General features: G+C 72.2%; 13 protein-coding genes. 8 read left to right on the top strand and 5 right to left on the bottom strand.

Annotation, left to right across the window (positions count from 1 at the left end):
- Positions 1–3 precede the first annotated feature (3 nt).
- Positions 4–636 (bottom strand): class I SAM-dependent methyltransferase, encoded by a 633-nt coding sequence (locus tag ACYVAQ_RS11300; RefSeq protein WP_460789437.1) that lies wholly within the window; start codon positions 634–636, stop codon positions 4–6.
- A 130-nt stretch (positions 637–766) separates the two neighbouring features.
- On the opposite strand from ACYVAQ_RS11300, the gene ACYVAQ_RS11295 reads away from it, so the two are divergent.
- Positions 767–2,761 carry an acyl-CoA dehydrogenase family protein gene (locus ACYVAQ_RS11295; protein WP_460789434.1) on the top strand — a complete coding sequence of 665 codons (1,995 nt, stop codon included), beginning with the start codon at positions 767–769 and terminating at the stop codon, positions 2,759–2,761.
- Between the two features lie 6 nt (positions 2,762–2,767).
- Here ACYVAQ_RS11295 and ACYVAQ_RS11290 read toward each other — a convergent pair whose 3' ends face one another.
- On the bottom strand, positions 2,768–3,961 hold the full coding sequence (locus ACYVAQ_RS11290; protein WP_460789432.1) for an MFS transporter: 1,194 nt from the start codon (positions 3,959–3,961) through the stop codon (positions 2,768–2,770).
- 48 nt (positions 3,962–4,009) lie between these two features.
- Positions 4,010–5,251, bottom strand: a complete 1,242-nt coding sequence (locus tag ACYVAQ_RS11285; protein WP_460789430.1) for an alpha/beta hydrolase fold domain-containing protein — start codon at positions 5,249–5,251, stop codon at positions 4,010–4,012.
- Positions 5,252–5,330: 79 nt separating this feature from the next.
- On the opposite strand from ACYVAQ_RS11285, the gene ACYVAQ_RS11280 reads away from it, so the two are divergent.
- The 7 genes from ACYVAQ_RS11280 to ACYVAQ_RS11250 are packed head-to-tail and all read left to right on the top strand — an operon-like array spanning position 5,331 to position 11,987.
- The gene (locus ACYVAQ_RS11280) at positions 5,331–6,740 is read left to right on the top strand and encodes a WS/DGAT/MGAT family O-acyltransferase (protein WP_460789428.1); all 1,410 of its coding nucleotides are present in this window, start codon (positions 5,331–5,333) and stop codon (positions 6,738–6,740) included.
- Positions 6,741–6,785: 45 nt separating this feature from the next.
- Positions 6,786–8,993, top strand: coding sequence for an acyl-CoA dehydrogenase (locus ACYVAQ_RS11275; RefSeq protein WP_460789426.1), 2,208 nt, complete (start codon positions 6,786–6,788; stop codon positions 8,991–8,993).
- Entirely contained in the window at positions 8,990–9,586 is a 597-nt protein-coding gene (locus tag ACYVAQ_RS11270) for an FAS1-like dehydratase domain-containing protein (protein ID WP_460789424.1), read from the top strand. The genes ACYVAQ_RS11275 and ACYVAQ_RS11270 overlap by 4 nt, the downstream gene beginning before the upstream one ends.
- Positions 9,583–9,981, top strand: coding sequence for a Zn-ribbon domain-containing OB-fold protein (locus ACYVAQ_RS11265; protein ID WP_460789422.1), 399 nt, complete (start codon positions 9,583–9,585; stop codon positions 9,979–9,981). The genes ACYVAQ_RS11270 and ACYVAQ_RS11265 overlap by 4 nt, the downstream gene beginning before the upstream one ends.
- Positions 9,978–10,355 (top strand): MaoC family dehydratase, encoded by a 378-nt coding sequence (locus tag ACYVAQ_RS11260; protein ID WP_460789420.1) that lies wholly within the window; start codon positions 9,978–9,980, stop codon positions 10,353–10,355. Before ACYVAQ_RS11265 ends, ACYVAQ_RS11260 begins: the two co-directional genes overlap by 4 nt.
- Positions 10,352–11,521, top strand: coding sequence for a lipid-transfer protein (locus ACYVAQ_RS11255; RefSeq protein WP_460789418.1), 1,170 nt, complete (start codon positions 10,352–10,354; stop codon positions 11,519–11,521). The genes ACYVAQ_RS11260 and ACYVAQ_RS11255 overlap by 4 nt, the downstream gene beginning before the upstream one ends.
- 10 nt (positions 11,522–11,531) lie before the next feature.
- Positions 11,532–11,987 carry an MOSC domain-containing protein gene (locus ACYVAQ_RS11250; RefSeq protein ID WP_460789416.1) on the top strand — a complete coding sequence of 152 codons (456 nt, stop codon included), beginning with the start codon at positions 11,532–11,534 and terminating at the stop codon, positions 11,985–11,987.
- Here ACYVAQ_RS11250 and ACYVAQ_RS11245 read toward each other — a convergent pair.
- Positions 11,962–12,471, bottom strand: coding sequence for a macro domain-containing protein (locus tag ACYVAQ_RS11245; RefSeq protein WP_460789414.1), 510 nt, complete (start codon positions 12,469–12,471; stop codon positions 11,962–11,964). The genes ACYVAQ_RS11250 and ACYVAQ_RS11245 overlap by 26 nt on opposite strands.
- Complete coding sequence (locus ACYVAQ_RS11240; protein WP_460789411.1) at positions 12,468–14,105, bottom strand: ABC-F family ATP-binding cassette domain-containing protein; 1,638 nt, start codon at positions 14,103–14,105, stop codon at positions 12,468–12,470. Before ACYVAQ_RS11240 ends, ACYVAQ_RS11245 begins: the two co-directional genes overlap by 4 nt.
- Between the last annotated feature and the right edge of the window lie 2 nt (positions 14,106–14,107).

Raw genomic sequence — 14,107 nt, 5'->3', positions numbered from 1 at the left:
TCGTCAGCGACGACGCAGCACCCGCAGCGAGCCGACGGCCTCGACCTCCGCGAAGTCGCCGCTGGCGAGCGCGGGCAGGTAGATCCGCTCGTACGGCGGGCGCCCGCCGTCGGCCGGGTCCGGGAACACGTCGTGGATGGCGAGCAGGCCGCCCGGCATGACGTGGTGCGCCCAGCCCTCGTAGTCGTCGGTCGCCGGCTGCTCGCCGTGACCGCCGTCGATGAACAACAGGCTCAGCGGGGCGCTCCAGTGCGCGCTGACGGTGGTGGACCTCCCGACCACGGCGACGACGTGGTCCTCGAGGCCGGCGCGGGCGATGTTCTTGCGGAACTGGCCCAGCGTGTCCATCAGCCCGAATTCCGGGTCGACGACCGAGGCGTCGTGGTGCTCCCAGCCGGCCTGGTTCTCCTCCGAGCCGCGGTGGTGGTCGACGGTGAACACGACGCCGCCGACCTCGCGCGCGGCCGCGCCCAGGTAGATCGCCGACTTGCCGCAGTACGTGCCGACCTCGAGCACCGGGCCGTGCGGGAGTCGCTCCCGCGCGATCCGGTGCAGCACCGCGCCCTCGTCCTCGGGCATGAAGCCCTTCGCCGCGAGGGCGTGGGGGAGCAGGTCGGCGGGCATCTGGGACGTCACGCTGCGATTCTAGTAGAGTTAGAACACGTTCTAATCTCGATACACCGCCTCGTTCCTCGGCGGCACTCGATCACCGACTCGATCGAGTGGCCTCGTTCCTCGGCGGCACTCGACTACCGAAGGATGTGTCATGTCGATCGCGATCACCGACGACCAGGTCGAGCTGGCCGCCAGCCTGCGCAAGTGGGCCGGCAGCCTCGGCGGGATCGAGGCGATCCGCGCCGCCGAGGGCGACCCGGCGGCCACCTTCGCCGACCTGTGGTCGGCGGTGGAGGACATGGGCGTGCACGCGATCGCCGTACCGGAGGCTGCGGGCGGGGGCGGCGGCACGCTGCTCGACCAGGCGGTCGCGCTCGAGGCCTGCGCGTACTCCCTCCTGCCCGGTGGCCTGCTCGGTGCCGCGACCGGCGGGGTGCTGACCGGCGAGCCCGGTCGCCACGGCGTCCAGGTGTACGCCGGCGGCGTGGTCTGGGACGGCGGCGGCTCGCTCGGGCTCGACCTGAGCGCGCGGCACGCCGTCGCGGGTTTCGATACGTCGCTCGCTGGCGCTCGCTCCTCCTCGACCAGCGACCACCGCCGCCGGGTCGCCGTCACCTTCGCCGCGGCCGAGGCCTCCGGGGTCGCCCGCTGGTGCCTGGACACGGCCGTCGAGTACGCGAAGGTGCGCGAGCAGTTCGGGAAGCCGATCGGGTCCTTCCAGGCGATCAAGCACCTGTGCGCGGAGATGCTCGAGACCGCCGAGGCCATCACGGCCGCCGCCTGGGACGCGGCGAACGCGGGTGACGCCGGCGACGAGCAGCAGTGGGACTTCGCCGTCGACGTCGCGCTGGAGACCTGCTTCGACGGCGCCGTCGACATCGCCAAGGCCTGCATCCAGGTGCTCGGCGGGATCGGCTTCACCTACGAGCACGACGCCCACCTCTACCTGCGCCGGGCGCTGTCCCTGCGCTCCCTGGTGGGCGGCTCGGCAGACGCTGCCGAGCGGCTCACGGCGGCCGCCACCTCCGGCGTACGCCGGACCGTGGACGTCGACCTCGACGGACGGGACGAGCTGATCCGGGGGGAGATCCGCGCGACCGTGGAGAAGATCAAGATCCGCCCCGTGCACCAGCGTCGCGCGGCCCTCGTCGAGACCGGCTACCTGACCCCGCACTGGCCGGTGCCGTACGGCCTCGGTGCGGACGCCGTCCAGCAGGTCGTCATCGACCAGGAGTTGGCCGCGGCCGGGGTGGAGCGTCCCGACCTGGTCATCGCCGGGTGGGCGGTGCCGACGATCCTGGCGCACGGCAGCGATGCGCAGCGCGAGAGGTTCGTCCGGCCCTCTCTGCTCGGCGAGCTCGTCTGGTGCCAGCTCTTCTCCGAGCCCGGGTCGGGCTCAGACCTCGCCTCGCTGCGCACCCGCGCCGTCAAGGTCGACGGCGGGTGGGAGATCACCGGTCAGAAGGTGTGGACCTCGGTCGCCGAGCGCGCCGACTGGGGCATCTGCTTGGCGCGCACCGATGCGGACGTCCCGCAGCACCTGGGGATCACCTACTTCCTCGTCGACATGCGCGGCCCCGGCATCGAGGTGCGGCCGCTGCGCGAGATCACCGGCGAGGCGCTGTTCAACGAGGTCTTCCTCGACGCCGTCTTCGTGCCCGACGACTGCGTCGTCGCCGAGCCCGGCGACGGCTGGCGCCTCGCCCGCACGACGCTCGCCAACGAGCGCGTCGCGATGGCCAGCGCCCGGCTCTCCACGAGCGTGGAGCGGGCCGTCGAGCTGGCGGCCACCCGCGGCCTGGGCCCCGTCGAGCGGGTCGAGGTCGGGCGCGCGGTCGCGCTCGCGACGGTCTGCGGCCTGCTCGGGGTCCGCACGACGCTGCGCGCGCTGGGCGGCCACGGGCCCGGGCCTGAGTCGAGCGTGGCCAAGCTGCTCGGCGTACGGTCGCGACAGGACTCCTCCGAGCTCGTCGTACGGCTGCAGGGGGACGAGCTCGCCGTCCTCGGTGCCGTCGACAAGATCTCGCCAGGGCTCGCCGCCGACGTCTGGGAGCAGCTCAACACCCGCTGCCTGTCGATCGCCGGCGGCACCACGCAGATCCTGCGCAACGTCGCGGCCGAGCGGATCCTCGGGCTGCCGCGCTGAGCCGGGTCAGGCCGCGTCGGCGAGCGGGAGCGGCTCCTCGACCCGGGTCGCCCGGCTGGTCACGACCAGGCCCACGAGGCCGATGGCCAGACCGATCAGGCCGGCGGTGAGGAAGCCCCAGCGCCAGCCGCCGCCGTCCAGGGCCACGCCGATGAGCGGCCCCGCGGCGGCGCTGCCGAGCATCATCGCGGAGCCGTGCCAGCCCATCGCCTCGCCGCGGTTGGTCGCGGGGACGAGCTCCGAGAGCAGCGTCGTCATCGCGGTCATCGTGGGAGCGCAGAACGCGCCGCTCACGAACAGGATGACCGTGAAGCCGATCGTCCCCTGCGCGAGCGGTACGGCGATCGTCGAGGCGCCCAGCAGGAGCAACAGCGCCGTCGCGGACGGCCGGGTGTGCAGGGCGCCGTAGAGCAGGCCGCCGACGGCGGAGCCGAAGCCCCACAGCGCCAGCATCCAGCCGATCGAGCCCGGCATGCCCCACTCGCGGAGCGTGGCGACGGTGCCGAGGTCCTCGCCAGTGAGGATGATGACCGCGGCCATCGACATCGCCAGGACGGTGAGGATCGGCAGGGTCATCCGCAGACCCTTCCTGCCGGTCTCGACCGGGGTGGGAGCCGGGTGGGCGTGCAGGGAGGGGTTCACCCACCAGATGAGCACGGCGCCCGCGAGGGAGCACATCTCGCACGCGAACAGCGCGATCGACGTCGGCAGCGCCGTGGCCGCCAGCACGCCGAGGACCGGCCCGACCATGAAGGTCAGCTCGGTGGCGATGGAGTCGATCGACAGCGCGGTCGCGCGCTGGTCCTCGGCGACCGCGCCGATGAGCACGGCGCGGACGATGGAGAACGAGGGAACCGTGAACAGGCCGGCGAGCGCCGCCAGGCCGAGCAGCGGCCAGTAGCCGAGCCACGGAGCGACCGACCACGTCGCCGCGAGCACGAAGAGCGAGGGCGTGATGGCCCGCCGGACACCGAGCCGGTCGAGCAGCCGGCCGCGCCACGGGCCGCTGATGCCGAGGGCCGCGGCCTGGACGGCGGCCACGAATCCGGCATCGGCGTACGAGCCGTGCAGGTGGGTGACGACGTGCAGGGTGAGCGCGATGTTGCCTGCCCACAGCGGCACCCGGACGACCATGCCGAGGATGAGGATCCGGCGGACGGTGGGGATCCGCAGCACATCGGCGTACGTCACGAATCCCATGCGGGAAATCTTCCCGTGATATCGATGAAATCGCCAATCAATATGCGATCAGCTCGCGGGGGAGTGCTCCCGGGTCCAGGTGGCGTGGTGCCAGCTCAGGTAGCGGTCGATCGCGCGCACGATCGCCTGCGAGCGGATGGACGGGAAGACGTCGAACGCGTGCTGGGTGCCGGGCAGCTCGGCGTACGTCACCGAGCGCCGCGAGATCCGCTTCAGCTTGTCCACGAACGCGCGTGCCTGGCGTACGTCGACGAGCGTGTCGTTGGCGCCGTGGATGACGAAGAAGTCCGGCGCGTCCTCGGTGATCCGCAGCAGCGGGGAGGCGGCGGCGAAGGGCTCCGGGTCGTCGGCGTACCTCTTCTTCAGCACCCGGGGCGCCAGGAAGCTGTCGCGCATCGTGACCGCGCTGCGCAGGCCGGTCGCGCCGGCGAAGTCGTAGACGCCGTAGTGCGGGACCGCGACCTGGACCGTGGTGTCGGCCGACTCGAACCCGGGCTGGAACGTGGGGTCGTTCGGGGTCAGCGCGGCCAGGGCGGTCAGGTGGCCGCCGGCCGATCCGCCGGTGATGGCGATGTAGTCGGGGTCGCCGCCGTACTCGGCGATGTTCTCCTTGATCCACGCGATGGCCGCCTTGATGTCGACGACGTGCGCGGGCCAGTCGTTGCGCGGCGAGAGCCGGTAGTTCGGCGCGACGCAGACCCAGCCCTTGGCGGCGAGGTGCTGCATCAGCGGGATGCCCTGCTGGTCCTTGTTCCCGATCGTCCAGCCGCCGCCGTGGATCTGGAGGAGCACGGGAGCGCCCGAGGAGGGCGTGACGGCGGAGGTGTAGACGTCCAGCAGCCCGCGTCGTCCGTACGGCGCGTACTGGATGTTCTTGTGCACCTCGACCCCGGCGCGGCGGCCCTCGTTCGCGAAGCGGAACGGGTTGAGCAGCCGGCGCCACGAGGTGGCTCCGACCAGGTCGGTGGGAGGTACGTCGACGTCGAACCCGCTCGTGAGGCTGTCCTCGAGGGCGGTGGTGACGATCGCGCCGGCGCCCGTGCTCTGCCGGATGACGTAGCCCAGGCCGATCGCGGAGGCAGCCGCGAGAGCGAGGCCCGTCCGCGAGGCGCGGCCGCGCGCCACCTGGATCGCCGTGTCGGCGGTCAGGCCGGCCAGCACGTGCGGGGCGAGCTCGCTGGTGAGCCAGCCTGGGAAGAACCCGAGGGCCCCGCCGCGGTAGCCGGGGAGCGGCCGGATCGCGTTCGCGACGAGTGCGGCGTTGACCAGCTGGCGCCCGGTGAATCCCATGATCCGGATGCTAGCCCTTAGTGTTGACCCAGGTGGAACAGGTTCTAGGCCTGGTCACGACGCCCGAGGGGGATCCGCGATGGAACGGTTGTCGGGGCTCGACGCGAGCTTCCTCTACCTCGAGACGCCCGCACAGCTCATGCACGTGTGCGCGGTGATGGTGCTCGACCCGAGCACCATGCCCACGGCGTACCGCTTCGACGAGATGCTGGCCGAGCTCGACCGGCGGGTGGCGGGCGTGCCCGCGTTCAAGCGCAAGATCCGCTCGGTCCCGCTCGGCCTGGACCACCCGGTCTGGGTCGAGGACAAGAGCTTCGACATCGAACGGCACGTGCACCGGCTCGCGCTCCCCACGCCCGGTGGGTACGCCGAGCTGACGGACCTCTGCGCGCACCTGGCCTCGCTGCCGCTGGACCGCTCGCGACCGCTGTGGCAGATGTGGGTCATCGAGGGCTACCGCCCCGACGGCGAGGACGGCGCGGAGAAGGTCGTCGTCTTCACCAAGATGCATCACGCGACCGTCGACGGGGTGTCCGGCGCGAGCCTGATCTCCTACCTGTGCTCGCTCGAGCCCGATGCGGCGCCGCTCGCTCCCGAGGGTCTGTCCTCGCTGCGCGACCCGGGCCGACGCGAGCTGCTCGGCCGGGCCGTGCTCGGTACGGCGGCGCGTCCGGTCACGCTCGTCAAGGTGCTCAAGCCCTCGGCCGCCCTCGTCACGCGGACCATCGGCCGTGCCCGGCAGGGGACCGCCATGGCGGCGCCCTTCTCGGCCCCGCGCACCTCGTTCAACGGCACCATCACCGGCCACCGCTCGATCGCGGTGGCCGACATGGAGCTGGACGACATCAAGGCGATCAAGAAGGCGACCGGGACCACCGTCAACGACGTGGTGCTCGCGGTCTGCGGAGGCGCCCTGCGCGCCTACCTCGAGGAGCGCGACGAGCTGCCGGCGGCCTCGTTGCTGGCCACGGTGCCGGTGAGCGTGCGCGGCTCCTCGAAGCGAGCCGGTGGCGCGAACAAGGTCTCCGCGCTCTTCACCAAGCTCGGCACCGACGTCGAGGACCCGATGGAGCGCCTCGAGATGATGGCGGAGCGCAACCGCAACGCCAAGGACCACCACAACGCCATCCCGGCCGACGCGCTCCAGGACTGGGCCGAGTTCGCCGCACCGCGGACCTTCGGGCTCGCCGTGCGTGCCTACGCCAACCTGCGGCTCGCCGAGCGGCACCCGGTCGTGCACAACCTGGTGATCTCCAACGTCCCCGGCCCGCCGGTGCCGCTCTACTTCGTGGGCGCGCGCATCGACGCGCTCTACCCGCTCGGCCCGGTGTTCCACGGCGCCGGCCTCAACATCACGGTGATGTCGAACGCCGGTCAGGTCCACGTCGGCGTCATCGCGTGCCGTGAGTCGGTGCCGGACGCCGACGCGCTGATCCGGCACTTCCCCGAGCAGCTGGCGCGGCTGAAGGCGGCCGTCGAGACCGGGTGAGCCGTCCCGTGCGCGCGGTACTAGAACACGTTATAGTTTTGTCTCGTGGACAACGAGGCGATCAGCGCAGTCCGGAGCGTCGTGGCCGAGGTGCTCGACCGTGAGGCGGATGCCGCCTCCTGGTCGGCGTGGGCGGCCGCCGGGCTGACGGCCGCACCCCTGCCCGAGGAGTACGGCGGTGCCGGGCTCGGCCTGCCCGCGGTGGCGGTGCTGCTGCGGGAGAGCGCGCGGCGCGGCGTACGGGTGCCGGCATGGGAGACGCTGTGCTGCGCGGCGCTGACCCTGGCCGACCACGGCACCGACGCCCAGCGCAAGGACCTGCTGCCCGCGATCGCCGACGGTTCCCTGCTGGTCGCGCCTGCGCTGCGGGACGCCCACGGCGCCACCACGACCTTCGACGGCGCAGCCGTCACCGGCCGCAAGGTCGGCGTCACGGGTGCCGCGACCGCGGGCCGGCTGCTGGTACGCGCCGGCGACGTCGCCGTGCTGGTCGACCCGGCCGGACCGGGCGTCACCATCGTGGGGTCGTCCGCCAGCAGCGCCGAGCCGCAGCACACGGTCGTGCTCGACGGTGCGCCCGCCGAGGCGCTCGGTGACGGGTCGGGAGCGCGGCTGCAGGAGCTCGCGACCGCCGGTCTCGCGGTCACCGCGGCCGGCGTGCTCGCCGGTGCGCGGGACCTGACGGCCGACTACGTCAAGGGCCGCCAGCAGTTCGGGCGGGCGCTCGCGGAGTTCCAGGCCGTGAGCCTGCAGATGGCCGACGTGTACGTCACCTCCCGCACCCTCGACCTCGCCGCGGACAACGCGGTCTGGCGGGTGGCCGAGGGGCTGCCGGCCGCCGACGACCTGGCGGTCGCGGCCTACTGGGCCAGCCGCGTGGCGCCGTACGCACTGCGCACCTGCCACCACCTGCACGGCGGCATGGGAGTCGACATCACCTACCCGCTCGTCGGCTACACGACCTGGGGCACCGACCTCGCGCACGCGCTCGACACCCACGGCGCCGAGGTGCCGGTCGAGGACGGCGCGGCCAAGAACCTCGAGCTCACCGAGGACCAGCGAGCGCTGAAGGCCGAGCTGCGCAGGTACTTCGGCGGCGTCGCGGCCGACTTCCACGGCTTGCAGGACCCCGTGGCGCTAGCCGACGGGGAGCGAAGCGACCGACGTCTCCCGGTCGAGGGCGCGTGGAACCGGCACGGACCGACGTACGAGCGGATGATCCGGCGGCTCGGCAGCGACGGCTGGATGGGTGTCGGCTGGCCGAAGGAGTACGGCGGCCACGGGCTCGGCGAGATCGAGCAGACGATCTTCGCCAACGAGGCGCAGTACGCCGACGTGCACCTGCCGTCGGTCACGCTGCAGACCGTCGGGCCGACCCTGATCCGCTACGGGACGCCGAAGCAGAAGGAGCTCTTCCTCGAGCGGATCCTCAAGGGCGACGTGCACTTCGCGATCGGCTACAGCGAGCCGGACGCCGGCACCGACCTGGCGTCGCTGCGCACCACCGCCAAGCTGATCCAGGGCGACGGCGACCCGTACTACCTGGTCAACGGCCAGAAGATGTGGACCACCGGCGGCCACCAGGCCGACTACCTGTGGCTCGCGGTGCGGACCGACCCGGACGCGCCCAAGCACAAGGGCATCTCGATCCTCATCGTGGATACGAAGGACCCCGGCTACAGCTGGACGCCGATCATCACCGCGGACGGCTCGCACCACGTCAACGCGACGTACTTCAACGACGTCCGGGTGCCTGTCGACATGCTGGTCGGCGAGGAGAACGAGGGCTGGAAGCTGATCACCACCCAGCTCAACCACGAGCGCGTCATGCTCGGGCCGGCCGGCCGGATCGAGGGGCTGCGCGACCGCGTCGTGCGGTGGGCCGACGCCGCCGGCGTACGGGACCTGCCGGACGTGCGGGAGCTGCTCGGGAAGACGACGGCGGTGTTCAGGATCAACGAGCTGCTCAACTGGGAGGTCGCGCGCGCCGCCGCCTCCGGCGAGATCAAGGTCGCCGACGCGTCGTCGTCCAAGGTCTTCGCATCCGACCAGGTCCAGCACCTGCTCGCGGACCTGGTCTCGCTCGTCCACCGGTACGGCGACACCTCCGACCCGGACACGCGCGAGCTGGTCGACTACCTCGACGCCCAGGCCAAGCGGAACCTGGTGCTGACCTTCGGAGGCGGAGTGCAGGAAGTGCAGCGCGAGCTGATCGCCATGTTCGGTCTCGGCCTGCCGCGGGTGCCGCGATGACGGACCTGGTGGCACCCGAGGTGCACGAGAAGGTGATGGCTGAGGCCGAGCGGATCAAGGCGTGGGGCGAGGCCGCCGAGCGGACCGCCCGCGACGAGGTCAACCAGCCGACCATCAACAACTGGCTCGAGGCCCTGGGCGTGGACAACCCGCGCTTCACGGCCGGCGAGGCGCCGCCGTCGATGGCGCAGGTGTGGACGATGTACGGACTGGGCGGGAAGCCGTCCGAGGACGACCCGCTGCACTCGATGATGCGGGTGCTCACCGACGCCGGCTTCACGGCCGTGCTCGGCACCAACTGCGAGCAGTCCTACGACCGCTACCTGCGCGTGGGGGAGCGGGTCCGGGTCACCACGGCCCTGGACTCGGTGGTCGGCCCGAAGGCGACCGGCATGGGCGTGGGCTACTTCGTGACGTCGCGCAACACCTGGTACGTCGGCGACGAGCGCGTCGCGACGATGCTGTTCCGGGTGCTGAAGTTCATCCCGAAGGCGACTGAGCGAGCGGCAGCGACCGAGCGAGGAACGAGCTCGGAGGCGCTGGCCGCGAGCGAGGGAGCCGCGCGAGCGCAGCGAGCGCAGGGGAGCTCGTGAGCGGCCCGGTCCGTCCGGTCGTGAACCGGGACAACGCCTACTTCTTCGAGGGTACGGCGATCGGCGAGCTCCGCATCCAGACCTGCAACGCCTGCGGCGTGCTGCGGCACCCGCCCGGCCCGGCGTGCCCGGAGTGCGGTGCCTTCGACCGCGGTCACGTGGTCGCCGCCGGCACCGGCACCGTCTTCTCCTACCTGGTGCACCACGCACCCCAGGTGCCCGGGAAGGTGCTGCCGCTGACGATCGCCCTGGTCGACCTCGACGAGGGCGTGCGGATGGTGGCCGAGATGACGGGGCCGGTCGAGATCGGCGACCGGGTGCGGGTGGGCTGGAACCGCATCGACGACGAGCTGACGCTCCCGCTGTGGAGCCGTGTGGACGAGGAGACGAAGTGAACGTCGGCGACAAGCTCCCCGAGTGGAGCCTCCCGATCACCCCGACGCTGGTGGTCTCCACGGCGATCGCGACCCGCGACTTCCAGGACGTGCACCACGACCGCGACATCGCGCAGGCCGCCGGCTCGAAGGACATCTTCGTGAACATCCTGACCTCGACCGCGCTGTGCGAGCGCTACGTGACCGACTGGGTCGGCCCGGACGTGCAGATCCAGGGCATCGCGATCCGGCTGGGCGCTCCGGCGTACCCCTACGACACGTTCACGTTCTCCGGCGAGGTCACCGAGGTCGAGGACGGCGTCGCCACCATCAAGGTCGTCGGTGCGGTCAGCCTCGGCGACCACGTCATCGGCACCGTGCGGGTCGCCGCATGAGCCGCACGCTGAGCGGCAAGGCCGCGATCGTCGGCATCGGCGCGACCGAGTTCTCCAAGGAGTCGGGTCGGTCCGAGCTGCAGCTCTCGGTCGAGGCGGTCCGGTACGCGCTGGCCGACTGCGGCCTGACGCCCGCCGACGTCGACGGCCTGACGACCTTCACGATGGACAGCTCCTCCGAGATCGCCGTCGCGCGCGAGCTGGGCATCCCCGAGCTCCGCTTCTTCAGCCGGATCAACTACGGCGGTGGTGCGGCCTGCGCCACGGTCCAGCAGGCCGCGATGGCCGTCGCCACCGGGGTCGCCGACGTCGTCGTCGCCTACCGCGGCTTCAACGAGCGCTCGGGCGACCGCTTCGGCCAGGTCTCGCAGTGGGCCGCCGCCCAGGTCAACACCAACGGCCTCGACAACGCGTGGACCTACCCGCTCGGGCTGTCGACGCCCGCGGCGACGGTGGCGATGCAGGCGCGCCGCTACATGCACGAGTACGGCGCCACCTCGGCCGACTTCGGCCGCGTCGCCGTGGCCGACCGGCGGCACGCCGCCACCAACCCGGCGGCGTTCTTCTACGGCAGGCCGATCACCCTGGAGGAGCACCAGGCCTCCCGGATGATCGCCGACCCGCTGCACCTGCTCGACTGCTGCCAGGAGTCCGACGGCGCCGTGGCGATCGTCGTCACCTCGGCCGAGCGGGCGCGCGACCTGGCCCAGGCACCGGCGTACATCACGGCGGCGTCGCAGGGGAGCGGTCGCGACCAGTTCGTGATGACCTCGTACTACCGCGACGACATCGGCATCCCCGAGATGGGTGTCGTCGGCCGCGACCTGTGGCGGCAGAGCGGGCTGACCCCGGACGACATCCCGATGACGGTCCTCTACGACCACTTCACGCCGTACGTCCTCATGCAGCTGGAGGAGCTCGGCTTCTGCGGCCGCGGCGAGGCGCCCGACTTCGTCAAGGACGGCGCCATCGAGATCGGCGGCCGGCTGCCGATCAACACCCACGGCGGCCAGCTCGGCGAGGCCTACATCCACGGCATGAACGGCATCGCCGAGGGCGTCCGCCAGATCCGCGGTACGTCGGTCAACCAGGTGCCCGACCCGCAGCACGTGCTCGTGACGGCGGGTACCGGAGTGCCGACCTCGGGGCTGATCCTCGCGCGGTGACAATGGGGGCGTGAGTGCTCCGGTGGTCGTCTGGATCCACGTCGCGAAGGGGTCGCGCCTGCCGATGCAGGACAAGGCGTCGGTGGAGGTGGAGGCCGGCAAGGGGATCGTGGGGGACCGCTACCACGGCACCCGCCACCGCCACGTGACCGTGCAGAGCCGGGAGAGCCTGGACGAGGCGGCCGCGGTGTTCGGCTCGGACGTCCCGAGCGGGCTGACCCGGCGGAACCTGACGATCAGTGGCGCCGAGGTGCCCCGGGAGCCGGGGTCGCTGCTGCGGATCGGCGACGTGCTGCTCGAGGCCGTGCGTGTCGCGGCGCCGTGCAAGCTCCTCGACGACACCATCGGCCGCGGCGCGCAGGAGGCGCTGCGCCGCCGGGCGGGCACGGTGTTCCGGGTGCTCGAGGGTGGCACGGTGACGGTGGGCGATCCCGTCGAGATCAGCGTGCCTCGAGCAGAGTCCTGACCTCGGCGTACGTCCGGGCACCGAAGCACACCAGCTGGACCTCCTCGAGACCCCGGCCCGCGACCTCCAGCGCGGTGAGGGCGGCGTGCACCGACTCGGCGACGGACCAGCCGTAGACACCGGCTCCGATCAGCGAGCACGCGACGGTGCGGGCACCGATCTCCTCGGCGACCTCGAAGCTGCGGCGGTACGCCGACTCCAGGAGTGCCGGGTCGTCCTGGCCGGCGTGCCGGTTGGGGCCGACGGCGTGGATGACCCAACGACTGGGCAGGTCGCCGGCGACCGTCGCCCCCGCGTCGCCGGTGGCGAGGCCGTGCGGGAACCGGGCGACGCAGTCCTCGAGGATGGCGCGGCCGCCGCGCGAGTGGATGGCGCCGTCGACACCGCCGCCACCGCGGACCCGGGAGTTCGCGGCGTTGACGATCGCGTCCACGGCAAGGGTGGTGATGTCGCCCTCGACGGCGACGATCCTCGGCTCGCTCATTGCTCCACTGTGACCACACCCGCGGCCACCCGCAACGTCCGCGTGGTGTGCACGGCGGCGAGCATCCGCCGGTCGTGGGTGACCAGCAGCAGGGTGCCCGGATAGCTGTCGAGCGCTTGCTCCAGCTGCTCGATGGCCGGCAGGTCGAGGTGGTTGGTCGGCTCGTCGAGGACCAGCAGGTTCACGCCTCGCGACTGCAGCAGGGCCAGGCCGGCGCGGGTACGCTCGCCCGGGCTGAGGCTGTCGGCCGGGCGGGTCACGTGGTCGGACCTGAGGCCGTACTTCGCCAGCAGGGTGCGGATCTCCTCGGGCGCCTGGTCCGGCACGTGCTGCTGGAACGCGTCGACCAGGGGGGTGTCGCCCTCGAAGAGCCGGCGCGCCTGGTCCACCTCGCCCACGACCACCCCGGGGCCGAGGTGCCGGCTGCCCTCGGCGAGCTCGACCCGGCCCAGCAGCGCGGCGAGCAGGGTCGACTTGCCCGAGCCGTTCGGTCCCACGATCGCGACCTTCTCGGCCCATCCGATCTCCAGGTCGACCGGACCCAGCCGGAAGTCGCCCCGGCGTACGACGGCGCCGCGGAGCGCTGCCGTCACCGCACCCGAGCGGGGCGCGGCCGCGATCTCCATCCGCAGCTCCCACTCCTTGCGGGGCTCCTCGACGGCGTTGCGCTCGAGCCGCTCGATCGCCTTCTCCGACTGGCGGACCTTCGAGGCCTGCTTCTCGGCGGAGTCGGCGGCGAAGTGCTTGACGAACTTGTCGCGCTCGGTGGCCTGCTTGCGCCGGGCGTTGCGCACTCCCTGGCTCGCCCAGCTGCGCTGCGTGGTCATCCGGTCACGCAGGTCGCCGAGCTTGCCGGCGTACTCCTCGTAGGCCTCGCGGGCGTGCAGCCGCGCGATCTCGCGCTCCTGCAGGTAGGCGTCGTAGCCGCCGCCGTACAGGTTGACCTGGTGCTGGTGCAGGTCGAGCTCGAGCACCCGGTTGACGCTGCGGGCGAGGAACTCGCGGTCGTGGCTGACCAGCACCACGCCGGCCCGCAGGTCCGCGACGAACCGCTCGAGCCGGTCGAGTCCGTCGAGGTCGAGGTCGTTGGTGGGCTCGTCGAGCAGGAGGACGTCGTAGCGGCTGAGCAGCAGCGAGGCGAGGTTGGCGCGCGCCGCCTGCCCACCGGAGAGGCTGGTCATCAGCGCCTCCTGGCCGACGGTCAGGCCCAGGTCGGCGAGCACCGCCTCCGTCCGCTCCTCGAGGTCCGCCGCACCGAGGGCGAGCCAGTGGTCGAGGGCCTCGGCGTACTCCTCCGGGTCGTCGTCGTACGCCGCCGTGGCCGCGTCGTAGCGCGCCTGGGCCGCGGCGACGCCGGTGCGCCGCGCCAGGAAGTCGCGCACGCTCTCACCCGGCCGGCGCTCGGGCTCCTGCGAGAGATAGCCGATCGACGCGCTCGGCGGGCTCACCGTCACGCTGCCCGCCTCCGGCGCCAGCTCGCCCGCGAGTGTGCGCAGCAGCGTCGACTTGCCGGCGCCGTTGGGGCCGACCAGGCCGACGACGTCCCCGGGGGCGACGACGAGGTCGAGGCCGTCGAAGAGCGCCTTGGCGCCGTACCCGCAGGAGAGATCGTGGACCTGCAGGGTGGCGCTCATGG

It is taken from the genome of Nocardioides maradonensis, assembly GCF_054777115.1.
Note: the sequence above shows the minus strand (reverse complement) of the source record. Positions and strands in the feature narration are given on the sequence as shown.

Bases quoted from the DNA above. Each gene is read 5' to 3' on its own strand.
- ACYVAQ_RS11295 (WP_460789434.1), top strand. From the start codon at position 767: ATGTCGATCGCGATCACCGACGACCAGGTCGAGCTGGCCGCCAGCCTG.
- ACYVAQ_RS11290 (WP_460789432.1), bottom strand. From the start codon at position 3,961: ATGGGATTCGTGACGTACGCCGATGTGCTGCGGATCCCCACCGTCCGC.
- ACYVAQ_RS11285 (WP_460789430.1), bottom strand. From the start codon at position 5,251: ATGGGATTCACCGGGCGCCAGCTGGTCAACGCCGCACTCGTCGCGAAC.
- ACYVAQ_RS11280 (WP_460789428.1), top strand. From the start codon at position 5,331: ATGGAACGGTTGTCGGGGCTCGACGCGAGCTTCCTCTACCTCGAGACG.
- ACYVAQ_RS11270 (WP_460789424.1), top strand. From the start codon at position 8,990: ATGACGGACCTGGTGGCACCCGAGGTGCACGAGAAGGTGATGGCTGAG.
- ACYVAQ_RS11255 (WP_460789418.1), top strand. From the start codon at position 10,352: ATGAGCCGCACGCTGAGCGGCAAGGCCGCGATCGTCGGCATCGGCGCG.
- ACYVAQ_RS11245 (WP_460789414.1), bottom strand. From the start codon at position 12,471: ATGAGCGAGCCGAGGATCGTCGCCGTCGAGGGCGACATCACCACCCTT.
- ACYVAQ_RS11240 (WP_460789411.1), bottom strand. From the start codon at position 14,105: ATGAGCGCCACCCTGCAGGTCCACGATCTCTCCTGCGGGTACGGCGCC.